The following is a 13,694-nucleotide window of genomic DNA, read 5'->3' as shown; positions in this document are numbered from 1 at the left end:
GCTTAACCCTTATTGGTAAACTACGATACCACGACGGTTTTGTGCCATCGCGTATTCAGTTGACCCCATAACTGCTGGCTTCTCTTCACCGTAAGAAACAGTAGAGATTTGGCTGCTGCTTACACCTGCGTTCATCAGGTAAGTTTCAACAGCTTGTGCACGACGTTCACCCAGAGCAATGTTGTACTCTGGTGTACCGCGCTGGTCAGTGTGGCCTTCGATAACCACGTTTTGATTCGGGTTGTTTACCAGGAACTCAGCGTGTTTATCCAGTAAAGCCTGGAATTCTGCTTTAATCGTTGCACGGTCGAAATCAAAGTAAACGGTTTGCTCTTTTTTCAGCGCCGCTTTCTGCTCTTCAACCATTTCCTGCTGACGTTGCATGCGGGTAGCAGCTTCTGCCTGTACACGCGCTTGTTCAGCTTCACGAGCCTGACGTTCCGCTTCTGCCTGCTCCTGGGCAACACGGTTACGTTCAGCGGCCAGTTCTTCTTCAGACGGGCCGGAAGAACAAGCCATCATAGTCACCACTGGCAAGGCAATAATGAAGCTTTTCATCACTTTATTCATTTGCATCCTCTTAATCCTTATATTTATTTGTGTATATCTGTTTTAAAACAAAAATGGTGACCAACTCGGCGACTTCACTTGTCCATTTGTGGCTGGTAACCTGGCTTTAAAGCGCCCGTCTAAAGACACCAGAGATAAAACCTGTGTGCCATTGTGAAGGGTACTGTAAATAATCATGCTTCCATTCGGCGCAATACTCGGAGACTCGTCCAGAAAGGTCTTCGTCAGTACTTGTATTCCGCCATTTTCCAATCCAAGTTTAGCGATACGGTAATCACCCCGTGTGCGATTTACCAATACCATTTGTTTACCGTCAGGTGTAATGGTACCGCCAAGATTCTGTTCGCCTTCAAATGTAAGGCGTCTAACCTTACGAGAAGATAAATTTACGCTATAAATCTGAGGTTTACCACCCCGTTCCGAGCTAAATGTTAAGCTCTTGCCATCCGGTGTCCAGGCCGGCTCCGTATCAATGGCACGATTTCGCGTAATGCGCTGTAAATTTTTCGTCGCAATATCCATCACATAGATTTCCGGGTTGCCATCTTTTGACAACACCATTGCCAGACTTTTACCATCCGGCGAGAAAACCGGGCTGCTGTTGATGCCGGGAAAATCCGTCATCTTTGTGCGCGCCATGGTGTAAATATCCTGGATAAAAATCTGCGGACGTTTGTTCTCGAAACTGACATAAGCCAGTTTCTCACCGTCAGGCGACCATGATGGTGACATTAACGGCTCAGGTGAAGACAATAATCTCGTCTCATTTTCACCATCATAATCTGAAATAACCAGCTGGTACGGCAGCTTTTCTTTATTTCTGTCACGCACCACAACATACGCTAAACGGGTGAGGAACGCACCGCGTTCACCTGTCAATTTTTCGTAAACCACATCACTGATGCGGTGAGCGTACTGACGAAAATCCGCAGAGCCGATTACCGACTGGCGGGCATCAATCACATGATCGGCACTGTCAACCAGCTTGCCATTGCTCATACCCTGACTTTTGCCGCCGGTAACCTGGCCACGCAACACATCAATCAGCTCAAATGATACTCTGTATCTGTCAGCCCCTTCCGGTGCCACGCTGCCCACGACAATGGTGTCCACACCGGTAGCCGCCCAGGCACTGTAATTAACCTGCTTATCGGTTGCCGGCTGCTGTGGCATTTTAGCAACGGCAATCGGGTTAAACTTGCCACTGCGCATTAAATCTGCCATCACCACTTCGGAGATGTTCTCCGGCATCTGGCCGGCCCCTTCCCATTTAAACGGGACAACACCTATCGGGCGCGCACTGTCTACCCCTTCAGTGATCACTATTTCCAATGCCGCCTTTGCCATACCACTAGCGCTTAGTATGACAAGACCTAATAACATCCTGATTTTTTTCATCGTCACTACAGTCTCACCGTTATGTTTATATCTCTTATTTGTTCGTACACAGCCGGATCATCCGACATAGGCAACTTATCCGGCCGGCGCACGGCTGCTTCTGCTGCACGGCATAACGCATCATCACCACCCAGGCGTTTAACCTGAGTCACGTAACCTGACGTTGCAAGGCGAATATTCAGACGACATTCTTTACCCTTAAAGCTGTCATCTGCATACAGGAAGCTTTGCACCTTAGAGGTTATCAACGCCCGGTAGCGATCAACTTCAGACATCACCTGCTTCCGGCGACGCTGAGCCTGAGCTGCGCGTTCAGCTTCGGCTTTCTCCTGCAAAATCCTTTCCTGTTCTGCTTTTTCACGGGCTTCTTTTGCTTTTCTTTCCGCGTCGGCTTTTTCCTGTGCCTCGCGCTGCTTACGTTCCTTCTCCTTTTGCGCAGCAATACGCTTAAGTTCCTGCTGCTTTTGACGCTCAGCTTCTTCGCGGCGCTTCTTATCTGCCGCTTTCTTTTCAGCTGCCTGTCTGGCCGCCTGCTCTTCTTTCCGCTTGCGCTCCTGAGCGGCTGCTTCTCTGGCTTTACGCTGACGGGCATCGGCTTCCGCCTGAGCCTTCTCAGCTGCAGCCTGTTCAGCACGCTTCTTATCGGCAATAGCCTGCGCGTCAATGAATGTTGCCTGAATGACAGGCGCATCACTGTTGCTTACAGGCTCGAAAGGATCGGGCGAAAAACTGACGCTAATTAGCAACACTACAGCAATCGCCACGTGAACGCCAATGGCTTTAGCTAATGCCTGCTGATTAGAATTTAATTTACGCATACTTTTTTATGATTCGTCCACCGGGTCTGTCATCAATCCCACTGACGGCACCCCTGCTTTTTGCAGCAAGACCATCAACTGAATCACTTCGTTATATGCAACCTGTCCGTCCCCTTTCACCACCACCGGCGTTTGCGGTTCAGACTTTAATTTTTCGGCCACCAGTGCAGTGAGTTCCTGCGTACCCAGCGGGGTTTCCTGGTCGTTGCCAACGTTCAGGTAATAGTTACCCTGTACGTCCACCGAAGCGATGAGCGGCGGTGTATCTTCCTGCTCAATCGGCTGGGCGCTGGCTTTCGGCAATTCCACCTTCACGCCCTGGGAAATAAGCGGCGCGGTAACCATAAAAATGATCAGCAGTACCAGCATCACGTCAATATAAGGCACCACGTTAATTTCGGATACCGGACGACGCCGTTTACGAATGTACATAATCAGTCTCCGGAGATCGTTACTGTGGCTGTGCCGTCATCGCCTGACGGTGCAATATGGCAGAAAACTCTTCCATGAAATTCCCGTAGCTGTTCTCCAGTTTCTCAACTTTATGGCTGAAGCGGTTGTAAGCGATAACTGCCGGAATAGCAGCAAAAAGACCGATAGCGGTTGCAATAAGGGCTTCTGCAATACCCGGCGCCACCATGGCCAGTGTGGCCTGCTGCACTTCACCCAGTGCAATAAATGCATTCATGATGCCCCATACCGTACCGAACAGACCGATATAAGGACTGATTGAGCCGGCAGTCGCCAGAAAGGGTAAACGGCTTTCCAGCTCTTCCACCTGACGGGACATAGATACACGCATTGCACGGTAGGTACCGTCAACAATGCCGTTTACCGCAGTGTTACCTTTGCGCAGACGCACAAACTCTTTAAAACCGGCGCAGAAAATATTGGCCATCCCTGTTACATCAGAACGGGCGGATAATTCCTGATAAAGACGGTTGAGATCTGCGCCTGACCAGAATTTGTCTTCAAACTGGCGCATTTCTTTATCTGCTGCATTCAATGCTTTGGTACGCTGAAAAATAAACGTCCATGAAGCCACTGACACACTGAGCAGCAACAACATAATAAGCTGAACGACAAAACTGGCCTGAAGGAACAGACCGATAAAGGTTAAATCAGATTCCACTAGCTAAATCCCCTGATAAAGTGGCTGGTAATTTCCGTGGCTTCATTGCCACAGGGTCTACACATGCAATTTTTATGTCCGCCGACACTAAACAGTTGTCTTGCGGATCTTTTATTTCTTGTCTGAAAGTCAAACTTGCGCCCTTCAATTCTACAATTTGCGATTCAATACTCAACAATTGATTAAATCTGGCCGGCGCATGGTTATGCATTTCAACCCGTTTGACGACAAAGGCTATGGATTGTTCCATCAACTTGTCCTGTTCGTAACCCAGTGATCTCAACCACTCGGTTCTGGCCCGTTCCATGAACTTCAGATAATTCGCATAATACACAATACCGCCGGCATCTGTGTCTTCGTAATAAACCCGCACCGGCATGGTATGTTTTGCAGACATGCAATACTCCACTTTTAAAAATGTAATGAAAACGTCATAAAGAAAAACTTACCCGGGAACTCACCAAATGGTCCATTTATGCCGTTGAAACGCTTTATTTCTGCGGTAAAAACAAATTCTACGGCAAGCCATTAACAGCAACTTAACACATTAGATTTTCTAATAGAAAAAAATAATTTTCCTCAATTGTCAGGTTCAGAAACTACTCTATAATGCGCCCATCTGTCGAACAGAGTGAAGCGGTTCTGGAACGGTTTCACACGAGTTTTCTCCTGATTGACATGAGTTCCCTGGATTTATTTCCTTCAACACTTGTTGTTTTAGCCCGTTCAATTTGAGCGGGCTTTTTTTATGCCCGAAAGAAAATATCATAAATAGCAGCAGAAAGAAGACATGGCCGGCCAGTGAGTCACTGACCGGCAAGAAAAGATATTTTAGCTTTTTGGTTCAAATCCGAAATGCAGGTAAGCCCGCTGAGACACAATACGGCCTCTCGGGGTGCGCTGAAGGAACCCCTGCTGAATAAGAAACGGCTCAATGACGTCTTCGATGGTTTCCTTTTCTTCCCCGATTGCGGCTGCCAGATTATCAAGCCCCACCGGACCTCCGTCGAATTTATCGATAATGGCCGTCAGTAGTTTTCTGTCCATGTAATCAAAGCCTTCTTTATCCACATCCAGCATATCCAGCGCTTTCGCTGCAATGTCTGCATGTACTTTTCCGTCGGCTTTAATTTCTGCATAGTCTCTGACACGGCGAAGCAAACGGTTTGCGATCCGCGGCGTCCCCCGGGAGCGTCGCGCCACTTCCTCAGCACCGGCGGCATCCATATCCAGATTCAGATAACTGGCGCTGCGCTGAATAATGGTAGTGAGATCTTTGATATTGTAAAACTCAAGACGTTGCACAATACCGAAACGGTCACGCAGAGGAGATGTCAGAGAGCCGGCACGGGTAGTCGCCCCCACCAGCGTGAACGGTGGTAAATCCAGTTTAATGGAGCGGGCAGCCGGGCCTTCACCTATCATGATATCAAGCTGATAGTCTTCCATAGCCGGATACAGGATTTCCTCTACAACAGGGCTCAGACGATGAATTTCATCAATGAACAACACATCATTTTTTTCAAGATTGGTAAGCAGTGCTGCCAGATCGCCGGCCTTTTCCAGCACCGGACCGGATGTGGTTTTAATATTCACGCCCATTTCATTAGCAACAATATTTGCCAGCGTGGTTTTTCCTAATCCCGGAGGACCAAAAATGAGCAAGTGGTCAAGGGCATCATCACGATTGCGCGCCGCCTGAATAAAAATTTCCATCTGTTCACACACATGGGGCTGACCCGTGTAGTCAGCCAGCATTTTCGGCCTTATGGCACGGTCGATAACTTCATCTTCGGTGGTGGCAGCCGGCGCTATAAGTCTGTCTGCTTCAATCATCACTTATTCCCGTTAAATCGCAGCTTTCAAAGCTTCGCGGATAAGATTTTCACTGTTCATGCCATCCTGATAAACCGAAGTAACCAGTTTATTTGCCTGAACCGGCTTGTAACCCAATGCCACCAGCGCGCTCTGCGCTTCTTCTTTCGCATCATTCACCGGAACAATCGTATCAGCCGCTTTATTTTCCATATCAAACGGAATGTCCACTGCCTGCTGCTTACCGAATTTGGCCAGCCGGTCTTTCAGTTCAACCACCAGACGCTCAGCGGTTTTCCTGCCAATACCAGGCAAACTGACCAGTGCGCTCACATCTTCATTTTGCACGCTGATAAGAAATTGTCCGGCCGACATGCCTGACAGGATAGTCAGTCCTAGTTTGGGCCCCACGCCGTTAGCTTTGATGAGTTCGCGGAACAAACCCCGCTCCATTTTATCGGCAAAGCCAAATAAAAGCTGGGCGTCTTCACGCACAACAAAGTGGGTATAAACGGCTACGTTTTCGCCGACAGCAGGCAACTGATAAAAACTGGTCATCGGCATTTGAATTTCATAACCAATACCATTCACATCTATCAGCACTTCAGGGGGCTGCTTTTCTAATAATCGCCCTTCAATTCTTCCAATCATTTATTTTGATAACCAATTTAGACGGGTACTTTTCAGCGCAGGCGGCGACGGACGGTTTTACTGGCCTGTCCCGCCATGTTAATCAGACTTTGTTCCGTGTGTGCATGGCACAGTGCTACAGCCAGGGCATCGGCCGCATCGGCCTGAGGCGTTCCCGGCAGATTCAGCAAATGTTTTACCATATGCTGTACCTGGGTTTTCTCCGCACTCCCCTTTCCCACAACAGCCTGTTTGATTTGTCTGGCCGAATATTCAGCCACCGGCAATTCAGACTGCGTAGCGGCCACAATGGCAGCCCCTCTTGCCTGCCCGAGCTTCAATGCAGAATCCGGGTTTTTCGCCATAAAAACCTGTTCTATGGCAAATTGCTGCGGCGTGAATTCACGTATTACTTCACCCACACCTGCAAAAATTTGTGCCAGCCGGTCAGCCATAACATCGCTTTTTACACGAATGCATCCACTGCCCAAATAAACAATTTTGCCCTGTTTTCTGGCAATCACACCATACCCTGTTACACGGGAACCTGGATCTATACCCAGTATAATCATCTTCGGCACTCCGGCACAAATGCTTCTACTGCATCACGGTTTGAAGGCGACCATAATTTAGCCAGGGCATCCGGTTTGTCCAGCCATTCAAACGCCAGATGCTCAGTTAACACAAGCTCACTGGCCGAAGAGACACAGGCACTGAAGACATGCTCAGTATTGAAACGGGTACCCTGCGGGTAACGGTGCAGCCAGCGGCGGCGGATTTCGTAGCGGTTAATGAGAGAGCAGTCATTAAGCTGCAGAGGAGTCAGCACGATGCCTGTTTCTTCGGCGACTTCTCTGACGGCAGTTTCTGCAGGAAGCTCACCGGCTTCAACAGTCCCTGTCACAGATTGCCAGAATGAAGGGTCATCATTGCGTTGTAGTAACAATATGCGGTGGTGCTCATCATAGAGCACCACCAGCACAGATTCCGGTCGCTTTAACGCCATCCGGAATTATTCAGCGTCTTTCTTAACAGTCGCAATGGCCAGTTCCGCCAGCGCCGCCGGATTCGCCGGGCTCGGTGCATCTGTCAGCGGGCATGCAGCCGTGGTGGTTTTCGGGAATGCCATTACGTCGCGAATTGACGTTGCACCGGTCATCAGCATCACCAGACGATCCAGACCGAAAGCAAGACCAGCATGGGGCGGCGCGCCAAACTGCAGCGCTTCTAACAAGAAGCCAAACTTGTTCTGCGCTTCTTCTTCGTCGATACCCAGAATGCTGAATACTGCAGACTGCATGTCCTGATTGTGAATACGCACAGAACCACCGCCCAGTTCCACACCGTTCAGTACCATGTCGTAGGCATCTGAAATCGCTTCAGCCGGGTTCGCTTTGAGCTCTTCAGCGGTCAGGCCGCGGGGTGCCGTGAACGGATGGTGACACGCAAACAGCGCGCCGTCCGCTTCTTCGAACATAGGGAAATCAACAACCCACAGTGGTTTCCAGTCACCTTCCAGCAATTCGAAATCTTCACCCAGCTTCAGACGCAGTGCGCCCATGGCTTCAGTTACTACATTTTTGCTGTCCGCACCGAATAACAGAATATCGCCCGCCTGTGCGCCGGTACGCTGTATCAGCGCATCAGTAATGTCTTCAGACAGGAATTTCAGAATGGGTGATTGCAGACCGTCCTGACCAGGCTTGTCTTCATTCACCTTCATCCATGCCAGACCTTTGGCGCCATAGATACCGACGAATTTAGTGTATTCGTCAATCTGTTTGCGGGAAAGACTGGCACCGCCGGGCACACGGATAACCGCCACACGGCCTTTCGGATCGTTGGCCGGACCGGAGAATACTTTAAACTCTACGTTAGCCAGCAAATCAGCCACATCTACCAGTTCCAACGGGTTACGTAAGTCAGGCTTATCACTACCGAAACGCTGCATCGCTTCTGCGTAAGTCATACGGGGGAATTCACCCAGATCGACATTCAGCATTTTCAGAAACAAGTCACGGATCATGCCTTCGGTGATAGACATTACGCCATCAGCATCAAGGAAGGTGGTTTCCAAATCGATTTGAGTGAATTCTGGCTGGCGATCAGCACGTAAGTCTTCGTCACGGAAGCATTTTACGATTTGGTAATAACGATCCATGCCCGACATCATCAGCAACTGTTTGAACAACTGAGGTGACTGTGGCAGTGCAAAGAATTCGCCTTTGTGGGTGCGGCTTGGAACCAGATAGTCACGGGCACCTTCCGGCGTAGCTTTCGTCAGAATCGGGGTTTCAATATCCAGGAAACCTTCTTCTTCCAGGTAACGGCGAACAGCACCGGTAACACGGGCACGGAACTTCAGGCGGTCGCTCATTACCGGACGACGCAGGTCGAGGTAACGATAGCGCAGACGTTGTTCTTCAGAGTTTTCCTGGTTCCAGTCCAGCGGCAGTACCGCAGACTTATTGATGATTTCCAGCCCAGTGCCCAGAATTTCAATTTCACCGGTACGCATTTGTTTGTTGATCTGCCCTTCAGGGCGGGCACGCACTTTACCGGTCAGCTTCACGCAGAATTCATTACGCAGTTTATTGGCTACGTCCAGTACTTCCGGTAAGTCGGGATCGAATACCACCTGCACGATGCCTTCGCGGTCACGAAGATCGATGAAAATAACGCCGCCTAAGTCACGACGCTTGTTAACCCAACCACAAAGTGTGACTTCCTGGCCGGCGTAAGATGAATCAATATTCCCACAGTAATCTGTGCGCATGGTCCCTGAACCTCTGGTAATGTGTTGTCTGCCTGGCGATGCTGACTTGCAAGGCATTGCGGTCAGTGCTTCAATGCAGCCGGACGGTGACTTGTCTCAGTCAGGCAACTATCCGGTTAAGCCTCAGACTTTAGATAAAAATAAGGTCGCATAGTATAAACAAATGCATCGTAAAGCCCAATGACTAAAAGCGATTTCCACAGCCAACTGAACAATTCTCTGCCACCTGTGTACATTGGTGTGCCTCAGTGGCAACACAGCCGCTGGCCGGGGGACTGGTTTAACGATGCCGGAGCAAGAAAAAACGCCCTCGGATATTATGCAAAGCAGATGAATTCAGTGGAAGGCAACACCACCTTCTATGCCCTGCCCTCAGCGGACACTGTGGCACGGTGGATTGAGCAAACCCCGCAGGCCTTCCGCTTTACGTTTAAAGTCCACCAGACCATCACTCACAGCGGTGCACCGGACCCGAACCACCCTGATATTGAAAAGCAGTTGTCGCTGCTGGCCCCGCTGAAAGAACGGCTGGGCATGCTGATGTTGCAACTGCCCGCCAGTACCGGCCCTGACAGTTTGCAGGCCATTTCCGCCATGTTGAAGCAATTTCCGGCAGACATACCTCTTGGCGTTGAAGTACGTCATCCGGCATTTTTTGATAAAGGCGGCGCGGAACAACAATTTAACCGCATGCTCATGGAACAGAAGGTAAACCGGGTCATTATGGATACACGGGGATTATTCGCCGGTCCGTCTGACAGCGAACTGACCACAGAGGTACGGATGAAAAAGCCCAGACTGCCGGTGAATGTGATTGCGACATCCACGGCACCGGTTGTGCGCTTTGTGGGTGGTAATGACGATGCCGCCAATACCCGCTGCTTACAGCCCTGGATAGGAAAATGCCATGAATGGCGGCTTGAAGGCCGCACACCATACATGTTCTTTCATAAACCGGAAAATGGCGATGCGCCCTGGCTGGCAGCAGAATTTATCGACAGTTATAACGACTGCTATCCTGATGCAGCATTGCCTGCTCTGACTTTCGCACCACCGCCTGCTGAGCAAACTTCTTTGTTTTGAAAAATTAAGAACCGGGTTGCAGAGAGGAAATAAATATCCGCACTCTGCTCATTTAACAGAGTGCGGCGGGACATTATCAGAAAATAACGTTGGTGAAATTACCGGCTTTTAGCGGAAATCACCGGCATCTAGCTCATGTTTTTTCATCAGCTTATGCATATCGGTACGGTTACGACCGGCCAGCTCGGCGGCACGGGTCACATTACCGTCGGTCATTTTCAATAATTTGTGCAGATACTTTTGTTCAAAGGCATCGCGGGCTTCGGTCAGTGTTGGCCAGCTCTGGCGGGTAGCCGACAATGCCTGCTGTACCAGATGCAGCGGGATCACCGGCGTTTGTGTCAGTGCTACACACTGCTCTACCACGTTAACCAGTTGCCGCACGTTACCGGGCCATTCTGACTTCACCAGTAATTGCATGGCATCATCAGAAAATTGCGTCACATTCACGCCATGACGCTGACCGCTTTGCTGAAGCAATGTACGGGCGAGCAAGGGAATGTCTTCACTGCGCTCTTTCAGGGAAGGTAGTTTCAGATTCACCACGTTAAGACGATAGTACAAATCTTCCCGGAAGCTGCCCTCTTCCATTTCTTTATGCAAATCTTTGTGTGTTGCAGAAATAATACGTACGTCGATGTCTACGTGTTTGGCGCTGCCCACAGGCCGGATTTGACGCTCCTGTAACGCACGCAGCAATTTGACCTGTAACGTCATTGGCATGTCGCCAATTTCATCAAGGAACAAGGTGCCGCCATCCGCTTCACGGAACAAACCGGGGTTTGCATGCACCGCACCGGTAAAGGCGCCTTTTGCATGACCAAACAATTCTGACTCCAGCAGGTTTTCCGGCAATGCACCACAGTTAATGGCAATAAACGGCTTGTCACGACGGTTACTGGCCCGGTGAATAGCATTCGCCAGCAATTCTTTACCGGTACCGCTGGCACCACTGATAAGCACACTCACTTCACGCTGGGCAATACGGAAAGCCTGGTCCATCACACTGGTCATTTCCGGTGCACGGGTAATGATATCTTTGCACCACTCTTCCGGCTGAACAGATAGAGACTGACTCAGGGCTTTTTGCAATAACTTGCGTAACTCATCGTGATCCACCGGCTTAGGCAAAAAGCCGAACACACCACGCTGGGTTGCCGCAACGGCGTCAGAAATCGTACCGTGGGCAGTCATCAATATCACAGGAATATCCTTACGGACGCCCATGATTTCTTCAAATAAGCTCAGACCATCAAGGCCCGGCATACGTAAATCTGACAACACCACGTCGTAGTCATCACTACGAATTTTGCGTAATGCCGCCTGACCATCTTCCACCGCCGTGACCTGATATCCTTCGCCTTCAAGGCGAATGGTCAGCAGGCGAAGTAAACTTTTATCGTCGTCAACGAGCAATAATCTGGCGTTTCGCGCTCCGGATTCATTCATCGCTGCGTACTCCTGTTTTTATCCATCAGCGTTGCTTCAACTTTAAGCAACTCTTCCATCTTCTTAGTTTGTGATTCCAGTTCTTTTTCGAGCATCTGCAACTGCTTTTCTTTATCGGTGTTCACGCGGTTTAAGATCACCATCGCCGATTCAAGCTCAAGCATTTCATCGTTGGGGGCATTAACAATAGTGGCCACCACGGTTTGCATATCCGGCGTCAGCTTATCCTTCACTTCGGTCAGCCAGTGCCGGGCACGAAGGCGACTCTGATAAGGGGTGTCTACAGGCAGTGATAAAATGATTTTTTTTATTTTATCCTCTGTTGAATCGGACAACCCGGCGATAGCATCTCTGCGTACAGGCCAGCGGGTATTGTCGGCCTGAACCCACAGGTTCACCCAATAGAGCAAATCGCACTGGTGCTCAAAAGATTCTGTGTCTTTTTCTACCAGACAAAGGGAATCACTCTCCACCAGTTGCGGTGCGACCGTATTTTCCTCGACCGGAATAACTGGTGCAGACTCATTCCCTTCTATCGCTGCACATCCACCCAGCATGGCGGCCAGTGGCAGCAATAATTTGATTTTCATTAACGTTTTTCCTTCTGCGGAATGCTTACTCTAAAACAGACATCGGCATAATCTACATCAACAACCGCCACATCGCCGTGCATCAAACGGGCACAGTCTGAAACAATGGACAGGCCCAAACCCGTACCAATGACATTGTCGTTTCTTGGATCGTCACCCCGGGTAAACGGTTCAAAAAGTTTACCCACTTTTTCCGGCGGAATCTTTTTCCCCCGGTTAGCTACATCGAGTACTGCTACCTCCTCCTGTCGATAAATCCTCACGGAAATAGGTCTGCCTATTGCACCGTGTGCTACAGCATTCGATACCAGATTATCAAGTATACGACGATACAACTCCTCGTCGACACTAATGGTTTCTACGGTTACATCCACAGTAACTTCACGGTCCTGCAGCGCCAGGGCGTAGTCTTCGATACAATCTCTGACAAGATCCTGCGGATTAATGTCCGTAAATTTAGGTTCAGCCTGCTGCAGAAGCAGGTTGTAATCCAGCAGCTTTTCTACCAGCGTATTCAGGCGCTGGGTGCTGGAACTGAGCAAAGAAAGTACTTCAACCTGCTGGGGATTCAGCTCACCGACAACGTTCTCAGAAAGCAAACTACACCCTTCTTTAATGCTTGCCAGCGGCGTTTTAAGTTCGTGGGCGGCATGTCGCAAAAGCGCAGTGCGAATATGTTCAAGCTGCTGTAAACGTTCCGCCAGCCAATGAAGATCTCTTTCTACCCCAATTAATTCATAGGGTGCCTTCGTAGACAATGGCGGCAACTCACCACGCTGATGGGCGAGGATCTGAATGATTTGCTTGAGCTTGCGCACCGGATTTACAATCAACTGGCTGCCGAGCAAAATCAGCAACAATGACACACTGACCAGCAGCGCCGTCGACCATGCCTGCTTGGCCTGCATATCAGTCATGTCTTCCTGCTGCACAGCCAGACGGGTTTGAATAGCCTTGTCCACGTCTTTGCGGATGGCAGTAACACCATTACTTAATGAAGCGAGATACGCATTCAGTAAAAGCTGATCGTTAATAGTGCGGAAATTTCGTAATTGCTCAATTTGCTTTTTCAGCAGCCCGCAATTTTCACTCGCCGGAACGATACCGCAGAGCTTGCTTTGCGCGCTGGCAAACTGTGCAATTGCATTGTCAGTTAAATCAGCGACGGTGGCGTTCTGGATAATGGCGTACTGACGGAGGGTACGCTCCAGGTCGATGGCAGCGCCGTCCAGATTTTGCAGGTAGCCCACGACCGTCACCACGAAACGTGTCTCTTTGGTGGTCATCCTGCTGACTTTGGCAAGATCGCTCTGGCTTTGCCAAAGCAGTGCTATAAGGGGAACCAGCGCAAGTAAAAAACTACCTAACGTAAGTTGTCTGAGGGAACCAACTCGCAAAATTCGATCACTAAATGAAGTCCGGTTTTTCAGGAT

General features: G+C 49.6%; 16 protein-coding genes. 2 read left to right on the top strand and 14 right to left on the bottom strand.

Annotated elements, in window-relative coordinates:
- Positions 1-9: 9 nt before the first annotated feature.
- The 11 genes from pal to aspS form a co-directional block, all read right to left on the bottom strand.
- Entirely contained in the window at positions 10-576 is a 567-nt protein-coding gene (gene pal / locus DS731_RS07950; RefSeq protein WP_119500820.1) for a peptidoglycan-associated lipoprotein Pal, read from the bottom strand.
- A gap of 36 nt (positions 577-612) precedes the next feature.
- A complete protein-coding gene (tolB, locus tag DS731_RS07945; RefSeq protein ID WP_119503354.1) occupies positions 613-1,968 on the bottom strand; it encodes a Tol-Pal system beta propeller repeat protein TolB in 1,356 nt (451 codons plus the stop codon).
- A gap of 5 nt (positions 1,969-1,973) precedes the next feature.
- Complete coding sequence (tolA, locus tag DS731_RS07940) at positions 1,974-2,786, bottom strand: cell envelope integrity protein TolA (RefSeq protein ID WP_119500819.1); 813 nt, start codon at positions 2,784-2,786, stop codon at positions 1,974-1,976.
- Between the two features lie 6 nt (positions 2,787-2,792).
- Positions 2,793-3,218 carry a protein TolR gene (gene tolR / locus DS731_RS07935; protein WP_119500818.1) on the bottom strand — a complete coding sequence of 142 codons (426 nt, stop codon included), beginning with the start codon at positions 3,216-3,218 and terminating at the stop codon, positions 2,793-2,795.
- 19 nt (positions 3,219-3,237) lie between these two features.
- Entirely contained in the window at positions 3,238-3,918 is a 681-nt protein-coding gene (gene tolQ, locus DS731_RS07930) for a protein TolQ (RefSeq protein ID WP_119500817.1), read from the bottom strand.
- Complete coding sequence (gene ybgC / locus DS731_RS07925; RefSeq protein ID WP_119500816.1) at positions 3,908-4,315, bottom strand: tol-pal system-associated acyl-CoA thioesterase; 408 nt, start codon at positions 4,313-4,315, stop codon at positions 3,908-3,910. Before ybgC ends, tolQ begins: the two co-directional genes overlap by 11 nt.
- Positions 4,316-4,749: 434 nt before the next feature.
- Complete coding sequence (gene ruvB / locus DS731_RS07920; RefSeq protein WP_119500815.1) at positions 4,750-5,754, bottom strand: Holliday junction branch migration DNA helicase RuvB; 1,005 nt, start codon at positions 5,752-5,754, stop codon at positions 4,750-4,752.
- Positions 5,755-5,766: 12 nt separating this feature from the next.
- Positions 5,767-6,384 (bottom strand): Holliday junction branch migration protein RuvA, encoded by a 618-nt coding sequence (gene ruvA / locus DS731_RS07915; protein WP_119500814.1) that lies wholly within the window; start codon positions 6,382-6,384, stop codon positions 5,767-5,769.
- 32 nt (positions 6,385-6,416) lie between these two features.
- Complete coding sequence (gene ruvC / locus DS731_RS07910) at positions 6,417-6,935, bottom strand: crossover junction endodeoxyribonuclease RuvC (protein ID WP_119500813.1); 519 nt, start codon at positions 6,933-6,935, stop codon at positions 6,417-6,419.
- The gene (gene nudB, locus DS731_RS07905; RefSeq protein ID WP_119500812.1) at positions 6,932-7,369 is read right to left on the bottom strand and encodes a dihydroneopterin triphosphate diphosphatase; all 438 of its coding nucleotides are present in this window, start codon (positions 7,367-7,369) and stop codon (positions 6,932-6,934) included. Before nudB ends, ruvC begins: the two co-directional genes overlap by 4 nt.
- Positions 7,370-7,375: 6 nt before the next feature.
- Positions 7,376-9,139: an aspartate--tRNA ligase gene (aspS, locus tag DS731_RS07900; protein ID WP_119500811.1), complete on the bottom strand. Its 1,764-nt coding sequence runs from the start codon at positions 9,137-9,139 to the stop codon at positions 7,376-7,378.
- Between aspS and DS731_RS21920 the strand changes: the two genes are divergently transcribed.
- Entirely contained in the window at positions 9,138-9,293 is a 156-nt protein-coding gene (locus DS731_RS21920) for a hypothetical protein (protein WP_161599126.1), read from the top strand. The genes aspS and DS731_RS21920 overlap by 2 nt on opposite strands.
- Positions 9,294-9,319: 26 nt before the next feature.
- Positions 9,320-10,222, top strand: coding sequence for a DUF72 domain-containing protein (locus DS731_RS07895; RefSeq protein ID WP_119500810.1), 903 nt, complete (start codon positions 9,320-9,322; stop codon positions 10,220-10,222).
- A gap of 108 nt (positions 10,223-10,330) precedes the next feature.
- On the opposite strand, the gene DS731_RS07890 is transcribed toward DS731_RS07895, so the two are convergent.
- The 3 genes from DS731_RS07890 to DS731_RS07880 are packed head-to-tail and all read right to left on the bottom strand — an operon-like array spanning position 10,331 to position 13,661.
- Complete coding sequence (locus DS731_RS07890; protein ID WP_119500809.1) at positions 10,331-11,671, bottom strand: sigma 54-interacting transcriptional regulator; 1,341 nt, start codon at positions 11,669-11,671, stop codon at positions 10,331-10,333.
- Positions 11,668-12,261, bottom strand: coding sequence for a hypothetical protein (locus DS731_RS07885; protein WP_119500808.1), 594 nt, complete (start codon positions 12,259-12,261; stop codon positions 11,668-11,670). Before DS731_RS07885 ends, DS731_RS07890 begins: the two co-directional genes overlap by 4 nt.
- Positions 12,261-13,661 carry a sensor histidine kinase gene (locus tag DS731_RS07880; RefSeq protein WP_119500807.1) on the bottom strand — a complete coding sequence of 467 codons (1,401 nt, stop codon included), beginning with the start codon at positions 13,659-13,661 and terminating at the stop codon, positions 12,261-12,263. Before DS731_RS07880 ends, DS731_RS07885 begins: the two co-directional genes overlap by 1 nt.
- Positions 13,662-13,694 lie beyond the last annotated feature (33 nt).

This window comes from Alteromonas sp. RKMC-009 (assembly GCF_003584565.2).
Classification (GTDB): Bacteria; Pseudomonadota; Gammaproteobacteria; order Enterobacterales; family Alteromonadaceae; genus Alteromonas.
Note: the sequence above shows the minus strand (reverse complement) of the source record. Positions and strands in the feature narration are given on the sequence as shown.

What these genes read in the sequence shown, in the direction of transcription:
- pal (WP_119500820.1), bottom strand. Translation starts at nt 576, where the DNA reads ATGCAAATGAATAAAGTGATGAAAAGCTTCATTATTGCCTTGCCAGTG.
- tolB (WP_119503354.1), bottom strand. Translation starts at nt 1,968, where the DNA reads ATGAAAAAAATCAGGATGTTATTAGGTCTTGTCATACTAAGCGCTAGT.
- tolA (WP_119500819.1), bottom strand. Translation starts at nt 2,786, where the DNA reads ATGCGTAAATTAAATTCTAATCAGCAGGCATTAGCTAAAGCCATTGGC.
- tolR (WP_119500818.1), bottom strand. Translation starts at nt 3,218, where the DNA reads ATGTACATTCGTAAACGGCGTCGTCCGGTATCCGAAATTAACGTGGTG.
- ybgC (WP_119500816.1), bottom strand. Translation starts at nt 4,315, where the DNA reads ATGTCTGCAAAACATACCATGCCGGTGCGGGTTTATTACGAAGACACA.
- ruvB (WP_119500815.1), bottom strand. Translation starts at nt 5,754, where the DNA reads ATGATTGAAGCAGACAGACTTATAGCGCCGGCTGCCACCACCGAAGAT.
- ruvA (WP_119500814.1), bottom strand. Translation starts at nt 6,384, where the DNA reads ATGATTGGAAGAATTGAAGGGCGATTATTAGAAAAGCAGCCCCCTGAA.
- ruvC (WP_119500813.1), bottom strand. Translation starts at nt 6,935, where the DNA reads ATGATTATACTGGGTATAGATCCAGGTTCCCGTGTAACAGGGTATGGT.
- nudB (WP_119500812.1), bottom strand. Translation starts at nt 7,369, where the DNA reads ATGGCGTTAAAGCGACCGGAATCTGTGCTGGTGGTGCTCTATGATGAG.
- DS731_RS21920 (WP_161599126.1), top strand. Translation starts at nt 9,138, where the DNA reads ATGGTCCCTGAACCTCTGGTAATGTGTTGTCTGCCTGGCGATGCTGAC.
- aspS (WP_119500811.1), bottom strand. Translation starts at nt 9,139, where the DNA reads ATGCGCACAGATTACTGTGGGAATATTGATTCATCTTACGCCGGCCAG.
- DS731_RS07895 (WP_119500810.1), top strand. Translation starts at nt 9,320, where the DNA reads ATGACTAAAAGCGATTTCCACAGCCAACTGAACAATTCTCTGCCACCT.
- DS731_RS07890 (WP_119500809.1), bottom strand. Translation starts at nt 11,671, where the DNA reads ATGAATGAATCCGGAGCGCGAAACGCCAGATTATTGCTCGTTGACGAC.
- DS731_RS07885 (WP_119500808.1), bottom strand. Translation starts at nt 12,261, where the DNA reads ATGAAAATCAAATTATTGCTGCCACTGGCCGCCATGCTGGGTGGATGT.